We start from the raw sequence: 20334 nt of genomic DNA, 5'->3' as shown, positions 1-20334 counted from the left end.
CAATAACAAGGCAAGAAGGCCATGATGGTGCAGAACGGCCGCCGGATTGATGGTGGCAGTGAGCCGCGTCATCCCTGATCATTTCTTGATCGATTCGTTGGCCTGGAAGGGATTAACAGGTACCTTCAGATATACCTGGCCATTGTCTTCTGCGGTTGGCAGGCGGCCCGCACGCATGTTGACCTGAACCGAGGGCAGCAGTAATCGGGGTGTGTTCAGTCCGGCATCCCGTTCGCGGCGCATGCGCACGAACTCGGCCTCGGTAATGCCTTGATGGATATGAAGGTTATGCAGACGTTCTTCTTCCACCGTGGTCTGGCAGGCATACCGCTCTCGTCCCGGTGCCTTGTAGTCGTGACACATAAAGAGGCGGGTTGAGGCGGGCAGGGCAAAGATTTTGTGCACCGATCGGTAGAGGCTGGCGGCGTCGCCGCCGGGGAAGTCGCAACGGGCGGTGCCATAGTCGGGCATAAACAGGGTGTCACCGACAAAGGCGGCATCGCCGAAGACATAGGTCATGCAGCCGGGAGTATGGCCCGGGGTGTGGATGGCTCGGCCGCTCAGCTCGCCGATGGTGATGGTGTCACCGTCATGAAACAGCCGATCGAACTGGCTGCCGTCCCGGGAAAAGTCGGGGCCGGCATTGAACAGTTTCCCGAAGGTTTCCTGGACCCGGGTGGTGAGGGCGCCGATGCCGAGCTCGGCCCCGGTTTTCTGCCGCAGGTAGGACGCGGCCGACAGATGATCCGCATGGACATGGGTTTCCAGGAGCCACTCGGTCACCAACCGGTGTTTGTTAATAAAGGTCAGTATGGCATCGGCGGCGTCGGTGGTGATGGTGCCTGAGGCATAATCGAAGTTCAGTACCGGATCGATAACGGCGCAGCGGGCTGAGAGCGGGTCCTGAACCACATAGCTGAAGGTGAAGGTCGAGTCATCGAAAAAGGGCGTGACGAGCGGTTGCATATCACCTCCGACCATTCGTTTACAGCAGCAGACACCAATATGCTGTTAAGTGTAATCCAGATAACCGAACTTGATTATCGTCCACTATGATTGGCGGCAGGGCTGGGTATCCGGATTTCAGGGAAGTCGGTCAAGGAGAGAGCTGTTCACTTAAGCAGAAAGGGGTCTTCAAGCATATGCAGACGCGTCGAGCTTCTATCCCTGAGGGCTCGACGGCGTCACTGACCGCCATGGGGGGCGGGAATGCCGGAACGGCAGGAGCACTTTTCGGCCATGACGCCAAGGGTCGACTTAGTCGAGCGCCCCCTTAACTGAACAGTGTCAGGTCAAGGGGAGGGCGAGCTGAATGACCGCCCCGGCTTTCCGGTTACTTGCGCAGGCCGGCGTTGATGTCCAGCAGATCCTGTTCGGTCAGGTTGCCGGCGGCCTGCTTCAGCTGCAGTTGGCTCAAAATATAGTTGTAGCGGGCCTCGGACAGCTTCTGCTTGGCGTCATACAGCTGGCGGGTGGCGTTGAGTACATCCACTATGGTGCGGGTACCCACTTCATAGCCGGCTTCGGTGGCACTGAGCGCGCTTTCGGCCGATATCACCAGTTGCTCGAAGGCGCGTACCGAGCCGATGGCACCATTGACATCATTGAAAGAGGAATAGACCTGGCTCTGCACCGAGCGGAAACTGCGCTCGAGCCGTTCGCTGGCGGCCACATAGTTGTGTTGGGCCTGTTTCACCTGGGAGCTGGTTGCGCCACCGGTATACAGCGGCAGGGAGAAAGACAACCCGACCGTCCCCTCGTTGATGCTGCCGTCACTGGTACCGAAGCCGCTTTGCTCGGTGTCGGTATAAGTGCTGTTGAGTCCCGCATTCAGATCCAGGGTTGGTTGATGACCGCTCTTGGCCAGGCTGATTTGTTCATTGGCGATATCCTTGAGGATACGCTGGCTGTGCAGCTCCAGGTTCTGCTCCAAGGCGATCTCCAGCCAGGTGTCGGCACTGTTTTCCGGTTTCTGCGGGCTGAAGGTGTCGGTATTGAGCGGCTGTAACGAGGCATAATTCATGCCGGTCAGTTCACGGAGTACTTCCTTGCTGTTGTTGAGCTGGTTTTCCGCCACTATCTCGTCGGCCAGGGCCTGATCATACTGGGCCTGGGCCTCGTGCACATCGGTCATGGCGCTCAGGCCCACCTCGAAACGTTGTCTGGTCTGCTCCAGTTGGCGGCCGACCGCTTCCTTGTTGGACTGGACAAAACTCAGGGTGTCTTCTGCCTTGAGCACATCGAAATAGGCTTGGGTGGCGCGGAGGATCAGGGTCTGTTGGGTCTGTTTGTAGGAGACCTCGCCCTGGGCCGCGGTTTTTTCGGTAATATCCAGGTTGACCCAGCTGGAACGGCGGTACAGGGCCTGACTCAGGTTGGCCCCCACGTTGGCCGAGGTACGGGTGGTTCTGTCGTCGTGGTTGCTTTTGGTATAGCCGGTACCGGCGTCCAGGTTGATCTGGGGCAGCAGGGGCGCGCGGGATTCGTTGATTTTTTCAAAGGCGGCGTCCCGGTTGGCCTTGGCCTCTCGCACCAGGGGGTCGTTGAGGGTAGCTTGCCGATAGACATCCAGCAGATCCTCGGCCTTGGCCGTGCCTGTCGCGAACAATAATATCAGGGTAGATAAAAGCGATTTTTTCATCTGAAAGTAGCCTTAATGGTGAAGCTCTACCGTACGGGCGCCGACTGTCGGCAGGCACTGTATTTTTAGCGTGCTCAGTATAGCGATAACATAGCTGGATATGCCCGTTATTCGACCCGGGGTTGAGTGTAAATGAACGTTCATTCATTACCGCTAGTCTAAAATCTGCGGTTTAAATGTCAAGCAGGAGTCAGTATGACAACGAAAGATGACCCCCAGGCGACCGCCTTTGGTCGGGATGATATGCAGATAGTTGGGCGGGAAACCGCCTACCGGGGGTTTTTTCGCATGTTGAGGCTGCGTCTTAGGCACAAGCTGTTCGGCGGGGGCTGGAGCCAGATATTGACCCGTGAACTGTTTGAGCGGGGTCATGCGGTGGCTGTGTTACCCTATGATCCTGTCCGTGATGAAGTGGTGTTGGTCGAGCAGTTCCGAGTGGGTGCCATTGAGCAGGGTGACTCGCCCTGGCTGCTGGAGATAGTGGCCGGCATTGTGGAGGCGGGTGAATCTGAAGAGGAAGTGGCCCGGCGGGAGGCCGGGGAGGAAGCCGGCCTGACCATCACTACCCTGACCCGGGCACTGGGTTATTTTTCAAGCCCGGGTGGCTGCAGCGAACGCATCACAGTGTTTATTGGCGAAGTGGATGCGAGCCAGGCGGCAACCCATGCGGGTCTGGCCACCGAAGGGGAAGATATACGGGTACTGCGGGTCTCCCGCGAGCTGGCGATGACCTGGCTGCTGGCTGAAAAAATTGATAATGCCGCCAGCGTGATCGCATTACAATGGTTGGAGCTTAACCGCAATCGGCTGTGGGGAAAACGGTAAGGAGGAATTACCACTTGGTTACTACCGCAACGGCACGCAGATATGTGCCGGATCTAAAGGCGTTGCAGCGCACCTGTGATACCAACTATCTGGCGCTGATGAAACTCCTGCCCCCTGGTGCAGCGGCGGGCGAGAGCCGGTCCGTGGGGATCAATGATCAGCTGCTGTTTGTACTCAAGGTGCTGGAAACCGCCCCCTATACCTGGCATGTTTCCGTGGAGCAGTGCAGTCCGAACCTGCCCTGTTTTATGCGTATGCGGGTGAAAGTCCGCCTGTACCACGATGTGCGCATGGCCGAAGTGTGTGCCAGCCAGCAGATTTTTGTGCTCAAGCCAAGCTATCATTACCCCAATAAAAACATGCACCATCCTAATGAAAAAGAACAAGTTAACTTCTTTCTCGCCGAATGGTTGAGATGTTGCCTACACCACGGATTCAGCACGGTTAAACAAGTTTGAACGACGCCTTTTGCCTTAACACAGCCCACGCCACCGCCCACCGAGCAGACGGGGTGGTCGAGCTGCTGCAGATCACCGATACCCACCTCTTTGCCGATAAAGACACCGACCTGTTGGGCATTGCCACCTGGCACAGTTGCCGGGCCGTGGTGGATGCCGTGCGTGCTGATCCGACTCCCAGGGATGCGATCCTGGCGACCGGCGATCTGTCCCAGGATCACAGCCCAGAGTCCTATGCCCATTTTACCAACCTGATGAGTGAGCTGAGCCCGCCTGTCTATTGGTTGCCGGGCAACCATGATGATGCCCCCGTGATGCAACAGATGCTGGAGCTGGCCGGGATCAGCGATGCCAAGCACCTGTTGTTCGACCATTGGCAGCTGCTGTTGCTGGACACCCAGCTTGGCGGTAAGGTCCATGGCGAACTGTCAGAGGGGCAGCTCACCCTGCTGGAACAGGCGATCAGCCAATTCCCCCGGCATCACCTGCTGGTGGCGGTACATCATCAGGCGGTGCCGGTAGGTTGTGCCTGGCTGGATCAGCATGATCTCAAGAATGCCGGTGCCTTCAGGGCCCTGCTGGCGCGGCATCAGGCCAGTACGGCCGTGTTGTTCGGTCATGTGCATCAGGGCTTTGATGAGGTGCATGAGGGGGTACGTTACCTGGCCAGTCCTTCGACCTGTATCCAGTTCAAGCCCCTGTCCGATGAATTTGCCCTGGATACCACGGCGCCCGGCTGGCGGGCCCTGTCACTCTATCCCGACGGTCGCCTCAGTACCCAGATATGGCGCTTGCCGCCGGCAACCTTTGTGCCGGATTTTAGTGCCAAGGGATATTGATTATGGCTAACATGCTTTACCTGCACGGCTTTAATTCCTCGCCCAACTCGGTCAAGGCCCGGCTGATGCAGGAGCATCTGCAACAGCACAGGCCCGACATCCGTTTTGTCTGTCCGCAGATAGCGGCCACGCCGGCGCTAGCCTGGTCCCAGATAGCAACCCTCTGTGAAGAGCTGGAGGGGCCTTTCGGCGTGGCCGGCAGCTCGCTCGGCGGTTTCTGGGCCACCCGGGTGGCCGAGCAGTTCGGGGTGCGGGCCGTGGTAATCAATCCGGCGGTCAATCCCCATATCCTGTTGCGTGATTATCTGGGCGCGCAGCAAAACCCCTACACGGATGAGCGTTATCAGCTCAGCGAGGCGCATATGGCCGAGCTGGAAGCCCTGCGGGTTGATAAGCCCTCCTGTCTGGATCGTATCTGGCTGCTGCAACAACAGGAGGATGAGGTGCTCGACTACCGCGAGGCGCTGGAGTACTACCGCTTCGCCCGGGTCTGCATCCAGAAGGGCGGCGATCATTCCTTTGTCGGCTTCGAACACTACTGTGCCCAAGTCGTCCGGTTTTTGCAGCTCTAGGCTCCGGTAAACGAAGACTTCCTCGTTCCCAGGCTCTGCGTGGGAATGCATACCGTCATTAATCTGGTCCCGCTGTAAAACGAAGCAGCAGCGCGGTTGCACTCCGCCGTCACGCTTCAAGCACCTCCCTGTGTCGCTCGGCACATGCCATCCGACCGCCATGGAAGGCGCAACGGAGCCCCCAGGGAGGGGTTTATGGCGTGCCGGCGAAGCAGTGCGCTTTGACCGACGGTAGTGCACTGCCCTGCAAACGACAATATTTCCGGCTTTCACTTTCAGCCGGCTGTTTTGCTTCCCGCTTCCCGCAATGGGCTGCGAGTAGTAAGATCCGCCGATAACCCCTGATTACCGAAGGTCAACATGACATCGAGCCAATATACTGCCGACGCCATTGAGGTACTCAATGGCCTGGAGCCGGTGCGACGTCGCCCCGGCATGTATACGGACACCACCCGTCCCAACCACCTTGGCCAGGAAGTCATCGACAACAGCGTGGACGAGGCCCTGGCCGGCCACGCCCGTAAAATCGAGGTGATCCTGCACGAGGATCAGTCCCTCGAGGTGATCGACGACGGCCGCGGCATGCCGGTGGACATTCACCCGGAAGAGGGCATTTCCGGGGTGGAGCTGATCTTCAGCAAGCTGCACGCCGGCGGCAAGTTCTCCAACAAGAACTACCAGTTCTCCGGCGGCCTGCACGGGGTGGGCATCTCCGTGGTCAATGCCCTAAGTTCGCGAGTGGAGGTCCAGGTGCGCCGAGGCGGCCAGGTGTTCGAGATGGCCTTCGAGCACGGTAACAAGGTGAGCGAGCTCACCGTGACCGGCACCTGCGGCCAGCGCAATACCGGCACTCGGGTGCGGTTCTGGCCTGACGGCAGTTACTTCGACTCGCCCCGCTTCTCCGCCACCCGGCTCAAGCACCTGCTGCGGGCCAAGGCGGTGCTGTGCCCGGGGCTGGCCATTCGTTTCGACGACAAGGCCAATAGCGAAACCCTGGAGTGGTGCTATGAGGACGGTCTCAAGGATTACCTGGTGGAAGCGGTCAAGGAGTCTCCCTGCCTGCCGGAGGCGCCCTTCGTGGGCAGCTTTGCTGCCGAACATTCGGCGGCGGACTGGGCCCTGTGCTGGCTGCCCGAAGGGGGCGAGACCCTGGGAGAAAGCTACGTCAACCTGATCCCTACCGCCCAGGGGGGCACCCACGTCAACGGCCTGCGCCAGGGGTTGCTGGATGCCATGCGCGAGTTCTGCGAATTCCGCAACCTGCTGCCTCGGGGCGTCAAGCTGACTCCGGACGATATCTGGGAGCGCTGCGCCTACATCCTTTCGGTGAAAATGCAGGATCCCCAATTCGCTGGTCAGACCAAGGAGCGGCTGTCGTCCCGCCAGTGCGCGGCCTTCGTCTCCGGGGTGGTGAAAGATGCCTTCAGCCTGTGGCTGAACCAGCATATCGAGCTGGCCGAGCAGCTCGCCGAACTGTGCATTAGCAGCGCCCAGCGTCGGCTGCGCCAGGCCAAGAAGGTAGTGCGCAAGAAGGTGACCCAGGGGCCGGCGCTGCCCGGCAAACTCACCGACTGCGCCTGCTCCGATCCGCTGCAGGGCGAGCTGTTCCTGGTGGAAGGGGACTCGGCCGGCGGCAGTGCCAAGCAGGCCCGGGACCGGGAGTTTCAGGCCATCATGCCCCTGCGTGGGAAAATTCTTAATACCTGGGAAGTGGAGTCCGGCCAGGTGTTGGCGTCCCAGGAAGTGCACGACATCTCGGTGGCCATCGGCCTGGATCCGGACTCCGACGATCTGTCCGGCCTGCGCTACGGCAAGGTATGTATTCTCGCCGACGCCGACTCCGACGGCCTGCACATCGCCACCCTGTTGTGCGCCCTGTTCGTGCGTCACTTCCGCCATCTGGTGGCGGCGGGGCACGTGTTTGTAGCCATGCCGCCACTGTACCGCATCGACGTGGGCAAGGAAGTGTTCTACGCCCTGGATGAAGACGAGCGCGACGGTGTGCTGGAGCGCATTCGCGCCGAGAAGAAAAAGGGCAAGGTGCAGGTCACCCGCTTTAAAGGCCTGGGTGAGATGAACCCCAAGCAGCTGCGGGAAACCACCCTGGATCCCAACACCCGCCGGCTGGTGCAGCTGACCGTGGACGACGTCGAGGCCACCGAAAAGCTGATGGACATGCTGCTGGCCAAGAAACGTGCCGGCGATCGCCGGGAATGGCTGGAAACCAAGGGCAATATGGTCGATCCCCTGGCCTGAGGATAATAATATAATGAGCAATCAAGACTTTACCATGGAAGGGGTGGAGCGCCTGCCGCTGCATACCTTCACCGAGCAGGCCTATCTGAACTACTCCATGTACGTGATCATGGACAGGGCCCTGCCGCATATCGGCGACGGCCTCAAGCCGGTACAGCGCCGTATTATTTACGCCATGAGCGAGCTGGGGCTGTCGGCCCTCTCCAAGCACAAGAAGTCCGCCCGTACCGTGGGTGACGTGCTGGGTAAATACCACCCCCACGGCGACTCCGCCTGTTACGAGGCCATGGTGCTGATGGCCCAGCCCTTTTCCTATCGCTACCCCCTGGTGGACGGCCAGGGCAACTGGGGCGCGCCGGACGATCCCAAGTCGTTCGCCGCCATGCGCTATACCGAGGCCCGGCTATCGCGCTTCTCCGAGCTGCTGCTGAGTGAGCTGGGCCAGGGCACGGTGGAGTGGATACCCAACTTCGACGGCACCATGAAGGAGCCGCGCATGTTGCCGGCCCGGCTGCCGCACATACTGCTTAATGGTGTGACCGGCATTGCGGTGGGCATGGCCACCGACATTCCGCCCCACAACGCCCGGGAGCTGGCCAACGCCTGCGTGCACCTGCTGGACAATCCCAAGGCCACCGTGGCCGAGCTGATGGCCCATGTGGCCGGGCCCGATTACCCGACCCAGGCCGAGATCATTACCCCTAAAGCCGATATTCAGAAGATTTACGAAACCGGCAAGGGCAGCATCAAGATGCGCGCCGTCTACCGGATGGAGCAGGGCGACATCGTGATCACCGCGCTGCCCCATCAGGCCAGCGGCGCCAAAATACTTGAGCAGATCGCCGGCCAGATGCAGGCCAAGAAGCTGCCCATGGTGGCGGATTTGCGCGACGAGTCGGATCACGAGAACCCGACCCGGCTGGTGATCATTCCCCGCTCCAACCGGGTGGACGTGGAACAGCTGATGCAGCACCTGTTCGCCAGCACGGATCTGGAGAAGAACTACAGGGTCAACCTCAACATGCTGGGGCTGGACAACCGGCCTCAGGTGAAGAGCCTGGACGTCATTCTCGGCGAATGGCTGCAATATCGCCGTGAGACGGTGCGCAGCCGGCTGCAATACCGGCTCGACAAGGTCGAGGCCCGGCTGCATATCCTTGCTGGATTGCTGATCGCCTTCCTCAATATCGACGAGGTGATCGAGATCATTCGAGCCGAGGACGAGCCCAAGTCGGTGCTGATGGCGCGCTTCGGCCTCACCGATATTCAGGCCGAGGCCATCCTTGAGCTGAAACTGCGCCACCTGGCCAAGCTCGAGGAAATGAAGATCCGCGGCGAGCAGGACGAGCTGGCCGCCGAGCGCGACAAGCTGGCCCAGATCCTGGGCTCCGAGCGCCGCCTCAGCACCCTGCTCAAGAAGGAAATTCTGGCCGACGCCGACAAATACGGCGATGACAGACGCTCGCCCCTGGTGGAGCGGGAAGAAGCCAGGGCCCTGAGCGAAAAAGAGCTGGTGCCGAGCGAACCGGTGACCATAGTGCTGTCGGAGAAGGGCTGGATCCGCTCCGCCAAGGGCCATGAGGTGGACGGCACCGGGCTCAGCTACAAGGCCGGCGACGGCTTCCTCGATGCCGCCTCCGGGCGCAGCAACCAGATGGCAGTGTTCCTGTCGAGCAGCGGCCGGGCCTATGGCCTGGATGCCCACAGCCTGCCCTCGGCCCGGGGCCAGGGGGAGCCGCTCACCGGCCGTTGCAGCCTGAGCCCGGGGGAGCAGGCCCGCTTTGTGCTCACCGGCGACGAAGAGCGGCTCTATCTGCTGGCCTCCGATGCCGGTTACGGCTTTGTCTGCCGCTATGGTGACATGGTCAGCCGTAACAAGAACGGCAAGGCGCTGCTCACCCTGCCCGCCGGCGGCGAGGTACTGAAACCCGTGCCGGTGTCACAGGTGGACAGCGAGCTGTGCCTGGTGGTGACCAACGAGGGCCGCATGCTGCTGTTCCCGCTCAAGGACCTGCCCATGCTGGCCAAGGGCAAGGGCAACAAGCTGGTCGGCATTACCGGGGTCAAGGTGCAGGCCCGGGAAGACTACATCAAGCAGCTGGCGGTGGTGTCCGAGGGGGCCAGCGTGACCCTGCACGCCGGCAAGCGCAAGCTGACCCTCAAGCCCGCCGATCTGGCCCACTACCAGGGCGAGCGCGGCCGCCGCGGCGCCCTGCTGCCCCGCGGCCTGCAACGGGTGGACAGCCTGGAGATCGAAACCACTCAAGCTTGAAGCTGGAAGTAAAAACCGGGCCTGTGCAGCCCGGTTTTTATTGAAGGTTGTTTCTCGCTCCCACGCTCAGGCGTGGGAGTGTATAGCTCGCTTAAGCCAGGCACCTGTATACATTCTTCCGGCCTCCGGCTACATTTGTTGCAGCTTTTCCACAATGGGGCTGTTGGCGGCGGGGAAGTCGTAGTTATGCAGTTCGTCCAGCGGTACCCAGCGGCTGGGCTGGCCTTCCAGGCCGTGCGGCTCGCCGTCAAAGGCGGTGACCCTGCGGATGTCGAGTATCACCCGCTTGTCTCCGTAGTCGTGCTCGATACGCATAAAGGGCTGGCAGGCCTGCACTGCTATGCCGATTTCCTCGGCCAGCTCCCGGGCCAGGGCCTGGGGCACGGTTTCACCGGCTTCCACCTTGCCGCCGGGGAACTCCCATTTATGGGCCTGATGCTGGCTGGCGCCGCGCCGGCAGATAAAGATCTCGCCGAGCCTGTTTTCGACCACCCCGACCGCCACCAGTACGGACTTCTTGAGGGTCTCAGTACTCATTTTCATCATCCTGTTCGGGCAGCCAGGCGGGATCGCCGGGGATGCGTTTTTCTTCGTCGGCCCACTCGCCCAGATCGATCAGTTGGCAGCGCTTGCTGCAAAAGGGGCGGAAGGGGCTCTGCTCATTCCATACCACCGGGGTTTGGCAGGTCGGGCAGGAAACAATCAGGGGTTTGTTCATTTTATATTGGCCAATTCAAAATCCAGGTTGCCGATCTCCATTTCGTCGACCGGCATAAAGCGTATGGTAAAACGGTACTTGTTGCCGCTGACCACGGGATAAACGGCAAGCTCGGCCGGCAGGCGCAGGCGGATCATCTCGGTTTGCTCTGCGTTGTCCTGGTAGAAACCGGTCATAGCTCGCTGGGGACGGAATTGACTGGCTTCCCGCCACAGGGTTAGCAGCAGCGCCAGACCATCCTGCAACAGCTGGGTATGGCTGAGCCAGCCGTTGATATCCTGCTGCTGTCGCTCGGCCGGCAGGTTCAGCCAGTAATGGAGCTGGGGCACATCGAAGGCACACAGGCCGCCAGGAATGGCGAAGCGGTTGCGAATGGCGGCCAGAAACTTGTCCTCCCGCAAAAACTGCCCCAGACGTGGGGTCCTGGGCAGGGCGTGGCTCAGTCTGGCCAGCTGCTCGCTCAGCTGCGCCAGGGCGTCTGCATCGACGCCGGGGACCCGGGCCCAGGCGTCGAGCCTGGCTTGCTGGGAGGCCAGATCCTTGGCCAGCTCGGTGCGCAGATCACAACGCTCCAGCAGCTCAAGTACGTCCAGCTGGGCCTTGAATAGTGCCACCGCCTGACCCGCCGTATTCAGTGTACGGCACGCCTGAAGCTGTTGAAACAGATCATCGAGGCGCAGATAGCTACGACATTTTTCATTAAGCGGAAATTCATAAAGCAGTGGTGACATAAGACTCCGGCCGACACGCTGTTACGACAACAGTGCCAAGAGTGTACCCGCTAAGGACGTCCATGTTGAGCGCTAAGGGCCAGATATTGCCGGTGCAGGACTTCGATCGCCGCGATCAGGGCGTTTTTGTCCGGGCCATTGTTATCCAGTACGTCATCGGCTGCCGTAAGGCGTTGCTCTCGGCTGGCCTGGGCGGCCATGATGGCCTTGATCTGACTTTCATCGGCGTTGTCCCGGGCCATGGTGCGGGTCAGCTGTTGTTCGGGAGCGACGTCTACCACCAGTACCCGCTGCACCAGTCCGGTCAGGTTGTTTTCCACCAGCAGGGGCACCACCAGCAGGCAATAGGGCGAGCGGGCGGCGGCGCAGGCCGCAACCATACGCTCTCGGATCAGCGGATGCAGCAGGGCATTCAGCCAGTCCTTGTGTTCCGGATGTTCAAATACCCGCGCTCGCAGGGCGCGCCTGTCGAGGCTGCCGTCACGGTGCAGCACGTCATGGCCAAAGTGCTCGGCGATGGCCGCCAGGGCCGGCTCCCCCGGTGCGACCAGGTCGCGGGCGATCAGATCCGCATCCACCACCTCTACTCCCAGGCCGGCGAACAGGTCGGCGACCGTGCTTTTGCCGCTGCCGATGCCGCCGGTCAGTCCTACAATAAAGCTCACAGTGCCAGGCTCCAGTACAGTTTCATCATTCCCGGTCCCCATAATAGATAGAGGGCGCCACCCAGTGCCAGGGCCGGGCCGAAGGGCAGCACCCTGTCCTGGCCGAGCTTGCGACTGGCCATCAGTGCCAGGCCGGCCAGGGCGCCGGTAAAGGAAGCCAGCAGCAGGATAGGCAACAAGGATTGCCAGCCAAACCAGGCGCCGAGCGCCGCCAGCAGTTTGAAGTCGCCGTAGCCCATGCCTTCCTTGCCGGTGGCAAGCAGAAACAACCAGTACAGGCTCCAGAGTACGCCGTAGCCGAATACGGCACCGAGCACGGCGTCGTCCAGAGGCACGAACAGTCCGTTGAGATTAACCAGCAGCCCCAGCCACAACAGCGGAAGGGTCAGGTGATCGGGCAGTAGCAGGTGATCCAGATCGATCAGCGTCAGGCACAGCAGGGTCCAGCCCAGCACCAGGGCACCCGCCAGGGCCGGGCTGACGCCGAAACGCCACAGGGCCAGCGCGGCAAGCCCGGCGCTGGCCAGCTCGACCAGCGGATAACGGCGGGAGATGGGCTCGCGACAATAGCGGCAGCGTCCCTGCAGCCACAGCCAGCTCAGCAGCGGGATGTTGTCCAGCGCCCCCAGCTGGTGCCGGCAATGGGGACAGCGGGAGCGGGGCCGGCACAGGTTGAGGGCCGGCTCGTCTTGTGGCGTTTCACCACCGAGCTCGGCACATTCCCGCCGCCATTGGCGCTCCAACATCAGCGGCAGCCGGTGGATCACCACATTCAGAAAGCTGCCCACCAGCAACCCCAGCAGCGACACCAGCGAATAGAGTAAGACGGGATTGTCTAGCATGTGCACCATTGTGTTTCCTGTATTGGATGTTCAGCCGTCAACCATGGATCCTGAGCGGCAGGACCAGACGGCCCGGTGTGATCTTGTATATTTTTGCTGATAGCTTACTTGATCACACTGCCCAGATTGAAGATGGGCAGATACATGGCGATTACCATGCCGCCCACCAGTATACCCAAAACCACCATGATCAGCGGTTCGATCAGGCTGGTCAGGCCGTCAACGGCGTCATCGACCTCCTGCTCATAGATGGTCGCCACCTTGTTCATCATATCGTCGATGGCACCGGATTCCTCGCCGATCATTACCATCTGCACCACCATATCCGGGAATAGCTGGGTGGCGCGCATGGCATGGTTCATCTGGATGCCGGCGATTACCTCGTCGCGCATACCCAGTACCGCCTGGCTATAGACAACATTGCCCGCGGCGCCGGCCGAGGATAGCAGGCCTTCGACCAGTGGGATACCGGTAGAGAAGGTGGTTGCCAGGGTACGGGCAAAGCGGGCGACCGCCGCCTTGTGCAGTATCTTGCCCACCACAGGGATGCGCAGGATAAAACGATCCGTGGCATCGCGTACCTTCTGGGAGTGGCGCCAGGCCCGTACATAGAGGAAGACGCCGACCATGAGCGCCGCCAGCAGATAGATCCACCAGGCCTGCAGCCAGCGAGACAGGGCGATCACCATCTGGGTAAAGGCGGGTAGGGGGGCGCCGAAGCCGGCGAAGATTTCCTCGAATTGGGGGATCACGAACAGCAGCAGGATGGCGGTAACCACGATGGCTACCAGCAGTACCATGGCCGGATAGAAGAGTGCCTTCTTTATCTTGGACTTGAGGGCCTCTGCCTTTTCCCGGTAGATGGCGATACGGTCGAAGATAAGATCCAGGGAGCCGGTCTGCTCGCCGGACCGCACCAGGTCGCAATAAAGCGTATCGAAGAAGCGGGGGTATTCTTTCAGTGCCTCCGAGACAGGGGTGCCCGACTCCACATCGGCGGCGAGCCGTCCGACCAGATCGCGCACACTGGCTTTGTCATAGGAGTGGCCGATCATTTGCAGGCTCTGTACCAGGGGCACGCCGGCACTCAGCATGGTGGCTACCTGGCGGGTGATGATGGCGATATCCACCGGCTTGACCTTGTCGCGGGGCAGGAACAGGCCACCCTGGCTGCGTCGTCGTATTCGGGTCGACTTGATCCCCTGGCGTTGCAGTTCCCGTTTGACCGCCTGGTTGTTGACTGCCTGGATATAGCCGGAGAGCTTCTGCCCCCGGCGGTTGACTCCTTCCCATTTATAGGAATGGAGCTTGTGGGTCGTTGCCTGGTATGCAGCCGCCATCATGATATCCCTATTATGAGCTTGAAGAGGCTTCTGGATAACCGGTTATCCGGTTATCCGGTTGACTTCCGCCAGGCTGATCAGCCCCAGCCTGGCCTTTTCCAGGGCCGAACGGCGCAGCGTCATCATGCCGTCCGTTTCCGCCGCCTTGGCCAGGGCCAGGGAGCTGGCGCCTTCCATGATCAGGTTGGCCAGGGTTTCGCTCATCGGCATCACCTCATACACGCCGATGCGCCCCTTGTAACCGTCGGTGCACTGGTCGCAGCCCACCGCCTTGTGCAGGGCCACGCCCCTGTCCAGCTGGGCCTGGCTGAAGCCCAGGACCAGCAGCTGCTCGGCGGGGACTTGCTCCGGGGCCTTGCAGTGCCCGCACAGCTTACGCGCCAGCCGCTGGGCGATGATCAGGCTGACGGACGAGGCGATATTGTAGGCGGGCAGGCCCATGTTGTTGAGCCGGGTGAGGGTTTCGGCGGCCGAATTGGTGTGCAGGGTGGACAGCACCAGGTGGCCGGTCTGGGCCGCCTTCACCGATATTTCGGCGGTTTCCAGGTCGCGTATCTCGCCCACCATGATGATGTCCGGATCCTGACGCAAGAAGGCGCGCAGGGCATGGGCAAAGGTCAGGCCCGCCTTGGTGTTGATCTGAACCTGGTTGATGCCCGGCAGGTTGATCTCGATGGGATCCTCGGCGGTGGAGATGTTGGCGGTGACCGTATTGAGTATGCTCAGGCCCGTATAGAGGGACACCGTCTTGCCTGAACCGGTGGGACCGGTCACCAGTATCATGCCCTGAGGGCGGCGCAATGCGTCCAGGTACAGCTGTTTCTGAGCCTCGTCGTAGCCCAGCTGATCTATGTCCAGCTTGGCGCCCGAGCTGTCGAGGATACGGATCACTATCTTCTCGCCCCATTGGGTGGGCAGGGTGTTGACCCGCAGATCCACCGAGCGGTTGCGGGTCAGTTTCAGCTTGATGCGGCCGTCCTGGGGCAGGCGGCGCTCGGCGATATCCAGCCGGGCCATGACCTTGAGACGGGCGGCGAAGCGGCCGGCCAGGTTGGCGGGCGGCGAGGCCACCTCGTGCAGCAGGCCGTCGATGCGGAAGCGGATGCGGTAAAAGTGCTCGTAGGGTTCGAAATGCAGATCCGAGGCTTCCCGGCGTACCGCATCCAGCATGATCTTGTTGATATAGCGTACTATGGGGGCGTCGTCTTCACCCCGGCCGAATTCGTCGTCGGGCTCCGGCTTGTCCTGGCCCAGCTCCAGCTGTTCTATATCCGCGTCATCGATATGGTCGAGATCCAGCATGGCCGAGCCGCCGCCCTGCTGCAGCTTCAGAATCATCTGGGAGAGCTTGTGCTCTTCCACCAGCAGCACGTCGGTGACCAGGTTGAAACGGAAGCTGAAATCTTCCAGCGCCGCCACATTGGTGGGATCGGGCATGGCCAGGTACAGCACCCGCCCCTGCAGGTAGACGGGCAGTGCATGGTGGCGCTCGATCAAGTCCAGGTTCAGGTACTGGGGCGGCAGTTGATCGGACTGAAAGTCGTCAAGATCAATCAGCGTCAGGCCGTATTCCTGCTCGCAGAAGCGGGCCAGTTCCGGGCTGGTCAGCATACTGTGCTCCACCAGCACGGTGCTCAGCGGCTTGCCTTCCTGGCGGGCCAGGGCCAGCGCCTGTTCCAGCTGTTCGGGCAACAACAGCGAAGAAGCGGCCAGGCTTCTGGCCAGGCCGCTTCTTTCCTGGTTAATGGCTTGGGTCATAGAGTCATTAAGTTAGCAGAGAACAGCATTTACACATGTGCCACCACGGGTCCAGTCAACTCTGGATCCTGCTGTAATCGTAGTGAGAGCAGGAGAAGGAGTGAGCGTAAAAGTTTCTCCATCGACATCGGATGTGCCTGTAGCTGTAATTACGCCAGTGTTAGCAACAGTTACTGATGCAACAACACCAAAAGCTGAAGGCGCTGCGCCACTAACTGCAGCTAAGCAATCTGTGGCAAGTGATGAGCCGGAATACCCCTGTACACATACTTCAAGAGCTGTTTTAGCTGGGCCCGCTGCCGCTATTACCTCACTAAATTTTGCCCGTTTGGTATAGGTCTGATAGGCCGGCAGGGCCACCGCCGCCAGGATCGCCACGATCGCCACCACTATCATCAGCTCTATCAGGGTAAAGCCGCCCTGGCGGCCGTTCACTGGAATCTTGCTCATAATCATCATCCTTGCTTTGAGAAGAGGCTGTCTTGTTATATTCGGGGGCGTTAATTGAAGCCCGCTCAATATCTATAGCAACTCCCGCCGGCTTTGCCCAATGAATCAACAGAAATTTTGAGATCGATCGGCGGTAAAGCCCGTGAAATTTGTCTATTTTTTAACCTTGTTGTTTCCCAGGTTCTGGACTAGTTAGCTGTTCCTGATGGGAGCCATGGTACACGCCTCGGTTCACGGCCCTAGAGTCGTTCAATAACCCCCCAGTCGAATCCTGTTCCCGGGTCCGTCTTGCGGCCCGGGGCAATATCGCTGTGGCCGACGATACGCTCCCGGGTGATGGCCGGATAGGTGCTCAGCAGCAGCCGGCTGACCTGGATCAGCTGCCGATACTGGGCGGGGGTGAAGGCATCGGTGTCGGTGCCTTCCAGTTCGATGCCGATGGAAAAATCATTGCACCGCTCCCGCCCTTCGAAACAGGACAGGCCCGCATGCCAGGCCCGCTTGGTGAAGGGCACATACTGTACCAGCTCGCCGTCCCGGCGGATCAGGCAATGGGCCGATACCCGCAATTGATGGATGTCGGCAAAGTAGGGATCGGCATCGGGGTCCAGTTTCCCCTGGAACAGCTGATCGATATAGGGGCCGCCGAAGCGGCCCGGCGGCAGGCTGATGCTGTGCACCACCAGCAGCGAGATTTCCCCCTCCGGGCGTTGATCACAATGGGGGGAAGGACAGTGGCGGGCGGGGGTCAGCCAGCCCTCGGGACAGAGGCTCAGGGACATATTTACCACAGGGTGAAGGAGCTTGAGGGTATACTAAAAGCGATAAGGTCAAAGGGGCAAGCCCCGGGGAAGGCAGCATGGGCAAGGATAGCGATACGCCACGCAGGCTGGGCCGCATCATGTGGCTGCTGGTGTGGGGGCTGGGATTGGCGCTGCTGACCTGGTTTTTTCAGCAAAAGATGGAGCAGGAATACAACCCCAACCGCCAGGTTCAAATGCTGGATGCCCAGACCATAGTGCTGGAGCAGAACCGCCAGGGTCATTACCTGGCCAGTGGCGCCATCAATGGCGAACCCGTGGTGTTTCTGCTGGATACCGGGGCCACCCAGGTGGCCATCTCCCAGCCGGTGGCGGCCCGGCTGGGGCTGGTGGTGGGCCAGCCGTTGCGGCTGAGCACGGCGGCGGGGTCGGTGACCGGTTATCGCACCCGGGTAAAAACCCTGTCTTTGGGCCCCTTCACCCTGTACGATCTGCACGCGGTGATCATGCCCGGTGATAACGACGAGATATTGCTGGGCATGAATGCCCTGCGTCAGTTTGAACTGATCCAGCGGGGCGAGCAGATGACGCTGAGGCATTACTGAAGCTTGGAGCCGCAAGCCAGTAAGTCTGGCTCTTCTTCATGAATCTGTCTGTACTCTCATGCAGAGTATTGAAACAGCGGGTGAGCGGGGCGGGATCATGAATAACAGCCCCGGCCCTTTGGCCCAAGTGCAAGTACTTGGCTATAACAGGAGTCTGTATTCCCACGCCGAGTATTGGGATAAAAAGTAATCAAGAAATAGGCGTTAAGCGCCGAGTTATTTTGGGTATGGATAAGGCGATGGAAGGGCCAGCACGCTGACTTACGGAGAGGACATGACACGCGATGTTGCAACCCACTGCGAACATTCACTGGATGCTCGGTTGGGCTGGAACACTTCGTCACGGTGAGCAAGCTTGCCCCATGGGGGCTTAACTGCGCCATCTGACCGCCATGGACGGCGAAAATGTCGAAAATGCAGGAGTATTTTTCGACCCTGGCGTTGATGGTCGGTTCTGCCGCGCTCTTCCATCACCTCGGCCCGATCCTCATTTCTGGATAAACGGTTAAAATATTTAAGGTTGGATAAAAGGCTGAACAAGATGCTGGATTCGATGCTGGAACAAGAAATTCGTTTTAATGTGACCGCGGCCCTGACCGAAGATCTGGGTGGCACCCTGGATTCCTCCCAGGACATCACTGCCCAGCTGTTGCCCGAGGGGCAGCAGGTGGTGGCCCACCTGATCACCCGTGAAGAAGGGATATTCTGTGGCCGGGCCTTTGCCGAGCAGACTTTCCTGCAGCTGGGTGGTGAGGTTAAATTGGAATGGTTTGTCGCCGATGGCGACCGGGTCGCCGCCGGCCAGCGGCTGCTGACCCTGAGCGGCCCGGCCCGGGCGCTGATGACCGGTGAGCGCACCGCGCTGAACTTTATCCAGACCCTGTCGGGAGTGGCCACCGCGACCCGCCGCTATGTGGATCAGCTGGCCGGCACCCGCTGCCGCCTGCTGGACACCCGCAAGACGATCCCCGGCCTGCGTCAGGCGCTGAAATACGCGGTAACCTGCGGCGGCGGGCATAACCATCGCATGGGCCTGTATGATGCTTTTCTAATCAAGGAAAACCATATTTTTGCCTGTGGCGGCATCGATAAGGCGGTGGCCGAGGCCCGCCGCATGCAGCCGGAAAAGCCGGTGGAAGTGGAGGTGGAATCCCTGGTCGAGCTGGAACAGGCACTGAATGCCGGCGCAGATATCATCATGCTCGACAACTTCACTACCGAGGATATGCGCACCGCGGTGGCCACCAGTGCCGGCCGTGCCAGGTTGGAAGTTTCCGGCAATGTTACCCTCGATACCATCGCCGACTATGCCGCCACCGGCGTGGATTTTATTTCGGTGGGGGCGCTGACCAAGCATATCTGCGCCCTGGATCTGTCGATGCGGGTACAGGCCTGAAGACAGCGGTCAGCTTTAAGACGTAAGTAAAGCAAATCTAAAACACCCATTCACAGAGCAGCACAATAAGCACTCCCACGTTGAGCCAGCGTGGGAGTGCTTGTTATTGAGGATACCTGTTTATTCGGAACCGATTGTCAGACGTATCAAGATAGACGGGCATGGGAGTGGTCCCATGCATCGATGCTGTCTTGTGGCTGATCGCATATGGTTTACGTCTCCCCTTGGTCTTACCAATTTAATTGTATTGTCATATCCGCAATTTAGACTAAATTCAGTGATCCAGCGCTAAGAAACCCTGTCTGAGTTGCCTGTTTTGTGTCCGATTTTGACGATAATGTTGGACATTTACCCAAGCTTCTGATACCTTTTTTTAACAGTGTTAATTGGTCTTACCAATATTAAGCCGGACAAGATGTCATATCAGCAGATTAAACAGCCGAAACTCGCCGACACCATCGCCGCCAAGCTGGAACAGATGATAGTGGAAGGCAGCCTTCAGCCAGGTCAGCGGCTGCCTCCCGAGCGGGAGCTGGCCAGCCAGTTTGCGGTATCGCGTCCGTCGGTGCGGGAGGCCATCCAGCAGCTTGAGGCCCGAGGGCTGGTGTCCCGCCGTCAAGGGGGGGGCACCTATGTGCAGAATGCCCTCAGCAAGGGGCTGGCCGATCCGCTGTTTCAGTTGCTGGCAGAACACCCGGAGTCCCAATACGACCTGCTGGAGTTTCGTCATACCATGGAAGGCATTTCTGCCTTTTATGCCGCCATGCGCGGTACCGAAACGGATTTTGATGCCATTCGCGAAGCCCAGCAGGCCATAGTAAAGGCGCAGGAAGCCGGGGATCTGCCGGCCGAGGCCAAGGCGGCCGCCGATTTTTATCTGGCGGTGGCGGCGGCGGCGCATAATGTGGTGCTGCTGCACCTGCTGCGCGCCATCCAGCCGATGCTGGAGTCCAGTATCTTGCGCAATATAAAAATCCTTAACCGGCGCGCGGGTATGGTAGAGCAGATTCGCAAACACAGGGCGAATCTGATCCGAACCATACTGGCCCGCGAGCCGGAGCAGGCCAGGGATGCTTGTCATGAGCATCTGGCCTTTATTGAAGAAACCCTGCTCGACATTCAGCGCGAGGAAAGCCGCATTCAGCGGTCCCTGCGCCGTACCCGACAGCAGGAATAAGAATGCCAACCGGCAATGACGATAC

The 20334-nt window shown here is 60.0% G+C and carries 20 protein-coding genes; 9 read left to right on the top strand and 11 right to left on the bottom strand.

What is annotated here, in order from left to right:
• Positions 1-78: 78 nt before the first annotated feature.
• Positions 79-966 carry an MBL fold metallo-hydrolase gene (locus DCS96_RS14550; protein WP_116475137.1) on the bottom strand — a complete coding sequence of 296 codons (888 nt, stop codon included), beginning with the start codon at positions 964-966 and terminating at the stop codon, positions 79-81.
• A gap of 367 nt (positions 967-1333) precedes the next feature.
• Entirely contained in the window at positions 1334-2641 is a 1308-nt protein-coding gene (tolC, locus tag DCS96_RS14545; RefSeq protein WP_116475136.1) for an outer membrane channel protein TolC, read from the bottom strand.
• 195 nt (positions 2642-2836) lie between these two features.
• On the opposite strand from tolC, the gene nudF reads away from it, so the two are divergent.
• The 6 genes from nudF (at position 2837) to parC (ending at position 9863) form a co-directional block, all read left to right on the top strand.
• Complete coding sequence (nudF, locus tag DCS96_RS14540; protein WP_116475135.1) at positions 2837-3466, top strand: ADP-ribose diphosphatase; 630 nt, start codon at positions 2837-2839, stop codon at positions 3464-3466.
• A 14-nt stretch (positions 3467-3480) separates the two neighbouring features.
• A complete protein-coding gene (locus tag DCS96_RS14535) occupies positions 3481-3924 on the top strand; it encodes a DUF1249 domain-containing protein (RefSeq protein WP_116475134.1) in 444 nt (147 codons plus the stop codon).
• Positions 3921-4763 carry a 3',5'-cyclic-AMP phosphodiesterase gene (cpdA, locus tag DCS96_RS14530; protein WP_116475133.1) on the top strand — a complete coding sequence of 281 codons (843 nt, stop codon included), beginning with the start codon at positions 3921-3923 and terminating at the stop codon, positions 4761-4763. The genes DCS96_RS14535 and cpdA overlap by 4 nt, the downstream gene beginning before the upstream one ends.
• A gap of 2 nt (positions 4764-4765) precedes the next feature.
• A complete protein-coding gene (locus tag DCS96_RS14525; RefSeq protein ID WP_116475132.1) occupies positions 4766-5335 on the top strand; it encodes a YqiA/YcfP family alpha/beta fold hydrolase in 570 nt (189 codons plus the stop codon).
• Between the two features lie 360 nt (positions 5336-5695).
• On the top strand, positions 5696-7591 hold the full coding sequence (parE, locus tag DCS96_RS14520; protein ID WP_116475131.1) for a DNA topoisomerase IV subunit B: 1896 nt from the start codon (positions 5696-5698) through the stop codon (positions 7589-7591).
• Positions 7592-7604: 13 nt separating this feature from the next.
• Positions 7605-9863 carry a DNA topoisomerase IV subunit A gene (parC, locus tag DCS96_RS14515; RefSeq protein ID WP_116475130.1) on the top strand — a complete coding sequence of 753 codons (2259 nt, stop codon included), beginning with the start codon at positions 7605-7607 and terminating at the stop codon, positions 9861-9863.
• 129 nt (positions 9864-9992) lie between these two features.
• Here parC and mutT read toward each other — a convergent pair whose 3' ends face one another.
• The 9 genes from mutT to ampD form a co-directional block, all read right to left on the bottom strand.
• Positions 9993-10400 carry an 8-oxo-dGTP diphosphatase MutT gene (mutT, locus tag DCS96_RS14510; RefSeq protein WP_116475129.1) on the bottom strand — a complete coding sequence of 136 codons (408 nt, stop codon included), beginning with the start codon at positions 10398-10400 and terminating at the stop codon, positions 9993-9995.
• A complete protein-coding gene (gene yacG, locus DCS96_RS14505) occupies positions 10390-10581 on the bottom strand; it encodes a DNA gyrase inhibitor YacG (RefSeq protein WP_116475128.1) in 192 nt (63 codons plus the stop codon). Before yacG ends, mutT begins: the two co-directional genes overlap by 11 nt.
• Positions 10578-11312 carry a cell division protein ZapD gene (gene zapD, locus DCS96_RS14500; protein WP_116475127.1) on the bottom strand — a complete coding sequence of 245 codons (735 nt, stop codon included), beginning with the start codon at positions 11310-11312 and terminating at the stop codon, positions 10578-10580. Before zapD ends, yacG begins: the two co-directional genes overlap by 4 nt.
• A gap of 50 nt (positions 11313-11362) precedes the next feature.
• Positions 11363-11977, bottom strand: coding sequence for a dephospho-CoA kinase (gene coaE / locus DCS96_RS14495; protein WP_232818282.1), 615 nt, complete (start codon positions 11975-11977; stop codon positions 11363-11365).
• On the bottom strand, positions 11974-12828 hold the full coding sequence (locus DCS96_RS14490; RefSeq protein WP_116475125.1) for a prepilin peptidase: 855 nt from the start codon (positions 12826-12828) through the stop codon (positions 11974-11976). The genes coaE and DCS96_RS14490 overlap by 4 nt, the downstream gene beginning before the upstream one ends.
• Before the next feature lie 95 nt (positions 12829-12923).
• Positions 12924-14159 carry a type II secretion system F family protein gene (locus DCS96_RS14485; RefSeq protein WP_157953641.1) on the bottom strand — a complete coding sequence of 412 codons (1236 nt, stop codon included), beginning with the start codon at positions 14157-14159 and terminating at the stop codon, positions 12924-12926.
• 45 nt (positions 14160-14204) lie between these two features.
• Complete coding sequence (gene pilB, locus DCS96_RS14480) at positions 14205-15920, bottom strand: type IV-A pilus assembly ATPase PilB (RefSeq protein ID WP_116475123.1); 1716 nt, start codon at positions 15918-15920, stop codon at positions 14205-14207.
• Between the two features lie 12 nt (positions 15921-15932).
• Positions 15933-16370, bottom strand: coding sequence for a pilin (locus tag DCS96_RS14475; RefSeq protein WP_198650092.1), 438 nt, complete (start codon positions 16368-16370; stop codon positions 15933-15935).
• A 239-nt stretch (positions 16371-16609) separates the two neighbouring features.
• Positions 16610-17152, bottom strand: a complete 543-nt coding sequence (ampD, locus tag DCS96_RS14470) for a 1,6-anhydro-N-acetylmuramyl-L-alanine amidase AmpD (RefSeq protein WP_116475121.1) — start codon at positions 17150-17152, stop codon at positions 16610-16612.
• A 77-nt stretch (positions 17153-17229) separates the two neighbouring features.
• Here ampD and DCS96_RS14465 point away from each other — a divergent pair, with 77 nt between their 5' ends.
• The 3 genes from DCS96_RS14465 to pdhR all read left to right on the top strand — a co-directional run bounded on the left by DCS96_RS14465 (position 17230) and on the right by pdhR (position 20309).
• Positions 17230-17736 carry a retropepsin-like aspartic protease family protein gene (locus DCS96_RS14465; RefSeq protein ID WP_116475120.1) on the top strand — a complete coding sequence of 169 codons (507 nt, stop codon included), beginning with the start codon at positions 17230-17232 and terminating at the stop codon, positions 17734-17736.
• Positions 17737-18289: 553 nt separating this feature from the next.
• Positions 18290-19132 (top strand): carboxylating nicotinate-nucleotide diphosphorylase, encoded by an 843-nt coding sequence (nadC, locus tag DCS96_RS14460; protein ID WP_232818290.1) that lies wholly within the window; start codon positions 18290-18292, stop codon positions 19130-19132.
• 415 nt (positions 19133-19547) lie between these two features.
• Entirely contained in the window at positions 19548-20309 is a 762-nt protein-coding gene (gene pdhR, locus DCS96_RS14455; RefSeq protein WP_116475118.1) for a pyruvate dehydrogenase complex transcriptional repressor PdhR, read from the top strand.
• Positions 20310-20334 lie beyond the last annotated feature (25 nt).

Source organism: Zobellella maritima, from assembly GCF_003075035.1.
In the GTDB taxonomy this organism is placed as follows: Bacteria; Pseudomonadota; Gammaproteobacteria; order Enterobacterales; family Aeromonadaceae; genus Oceanimonas; species Oceanimonas maritima.
Note: the sequence above shows the minus strand (reverse complement) of the source record. Positions and strands in the feature narration are given on the sequence as shown.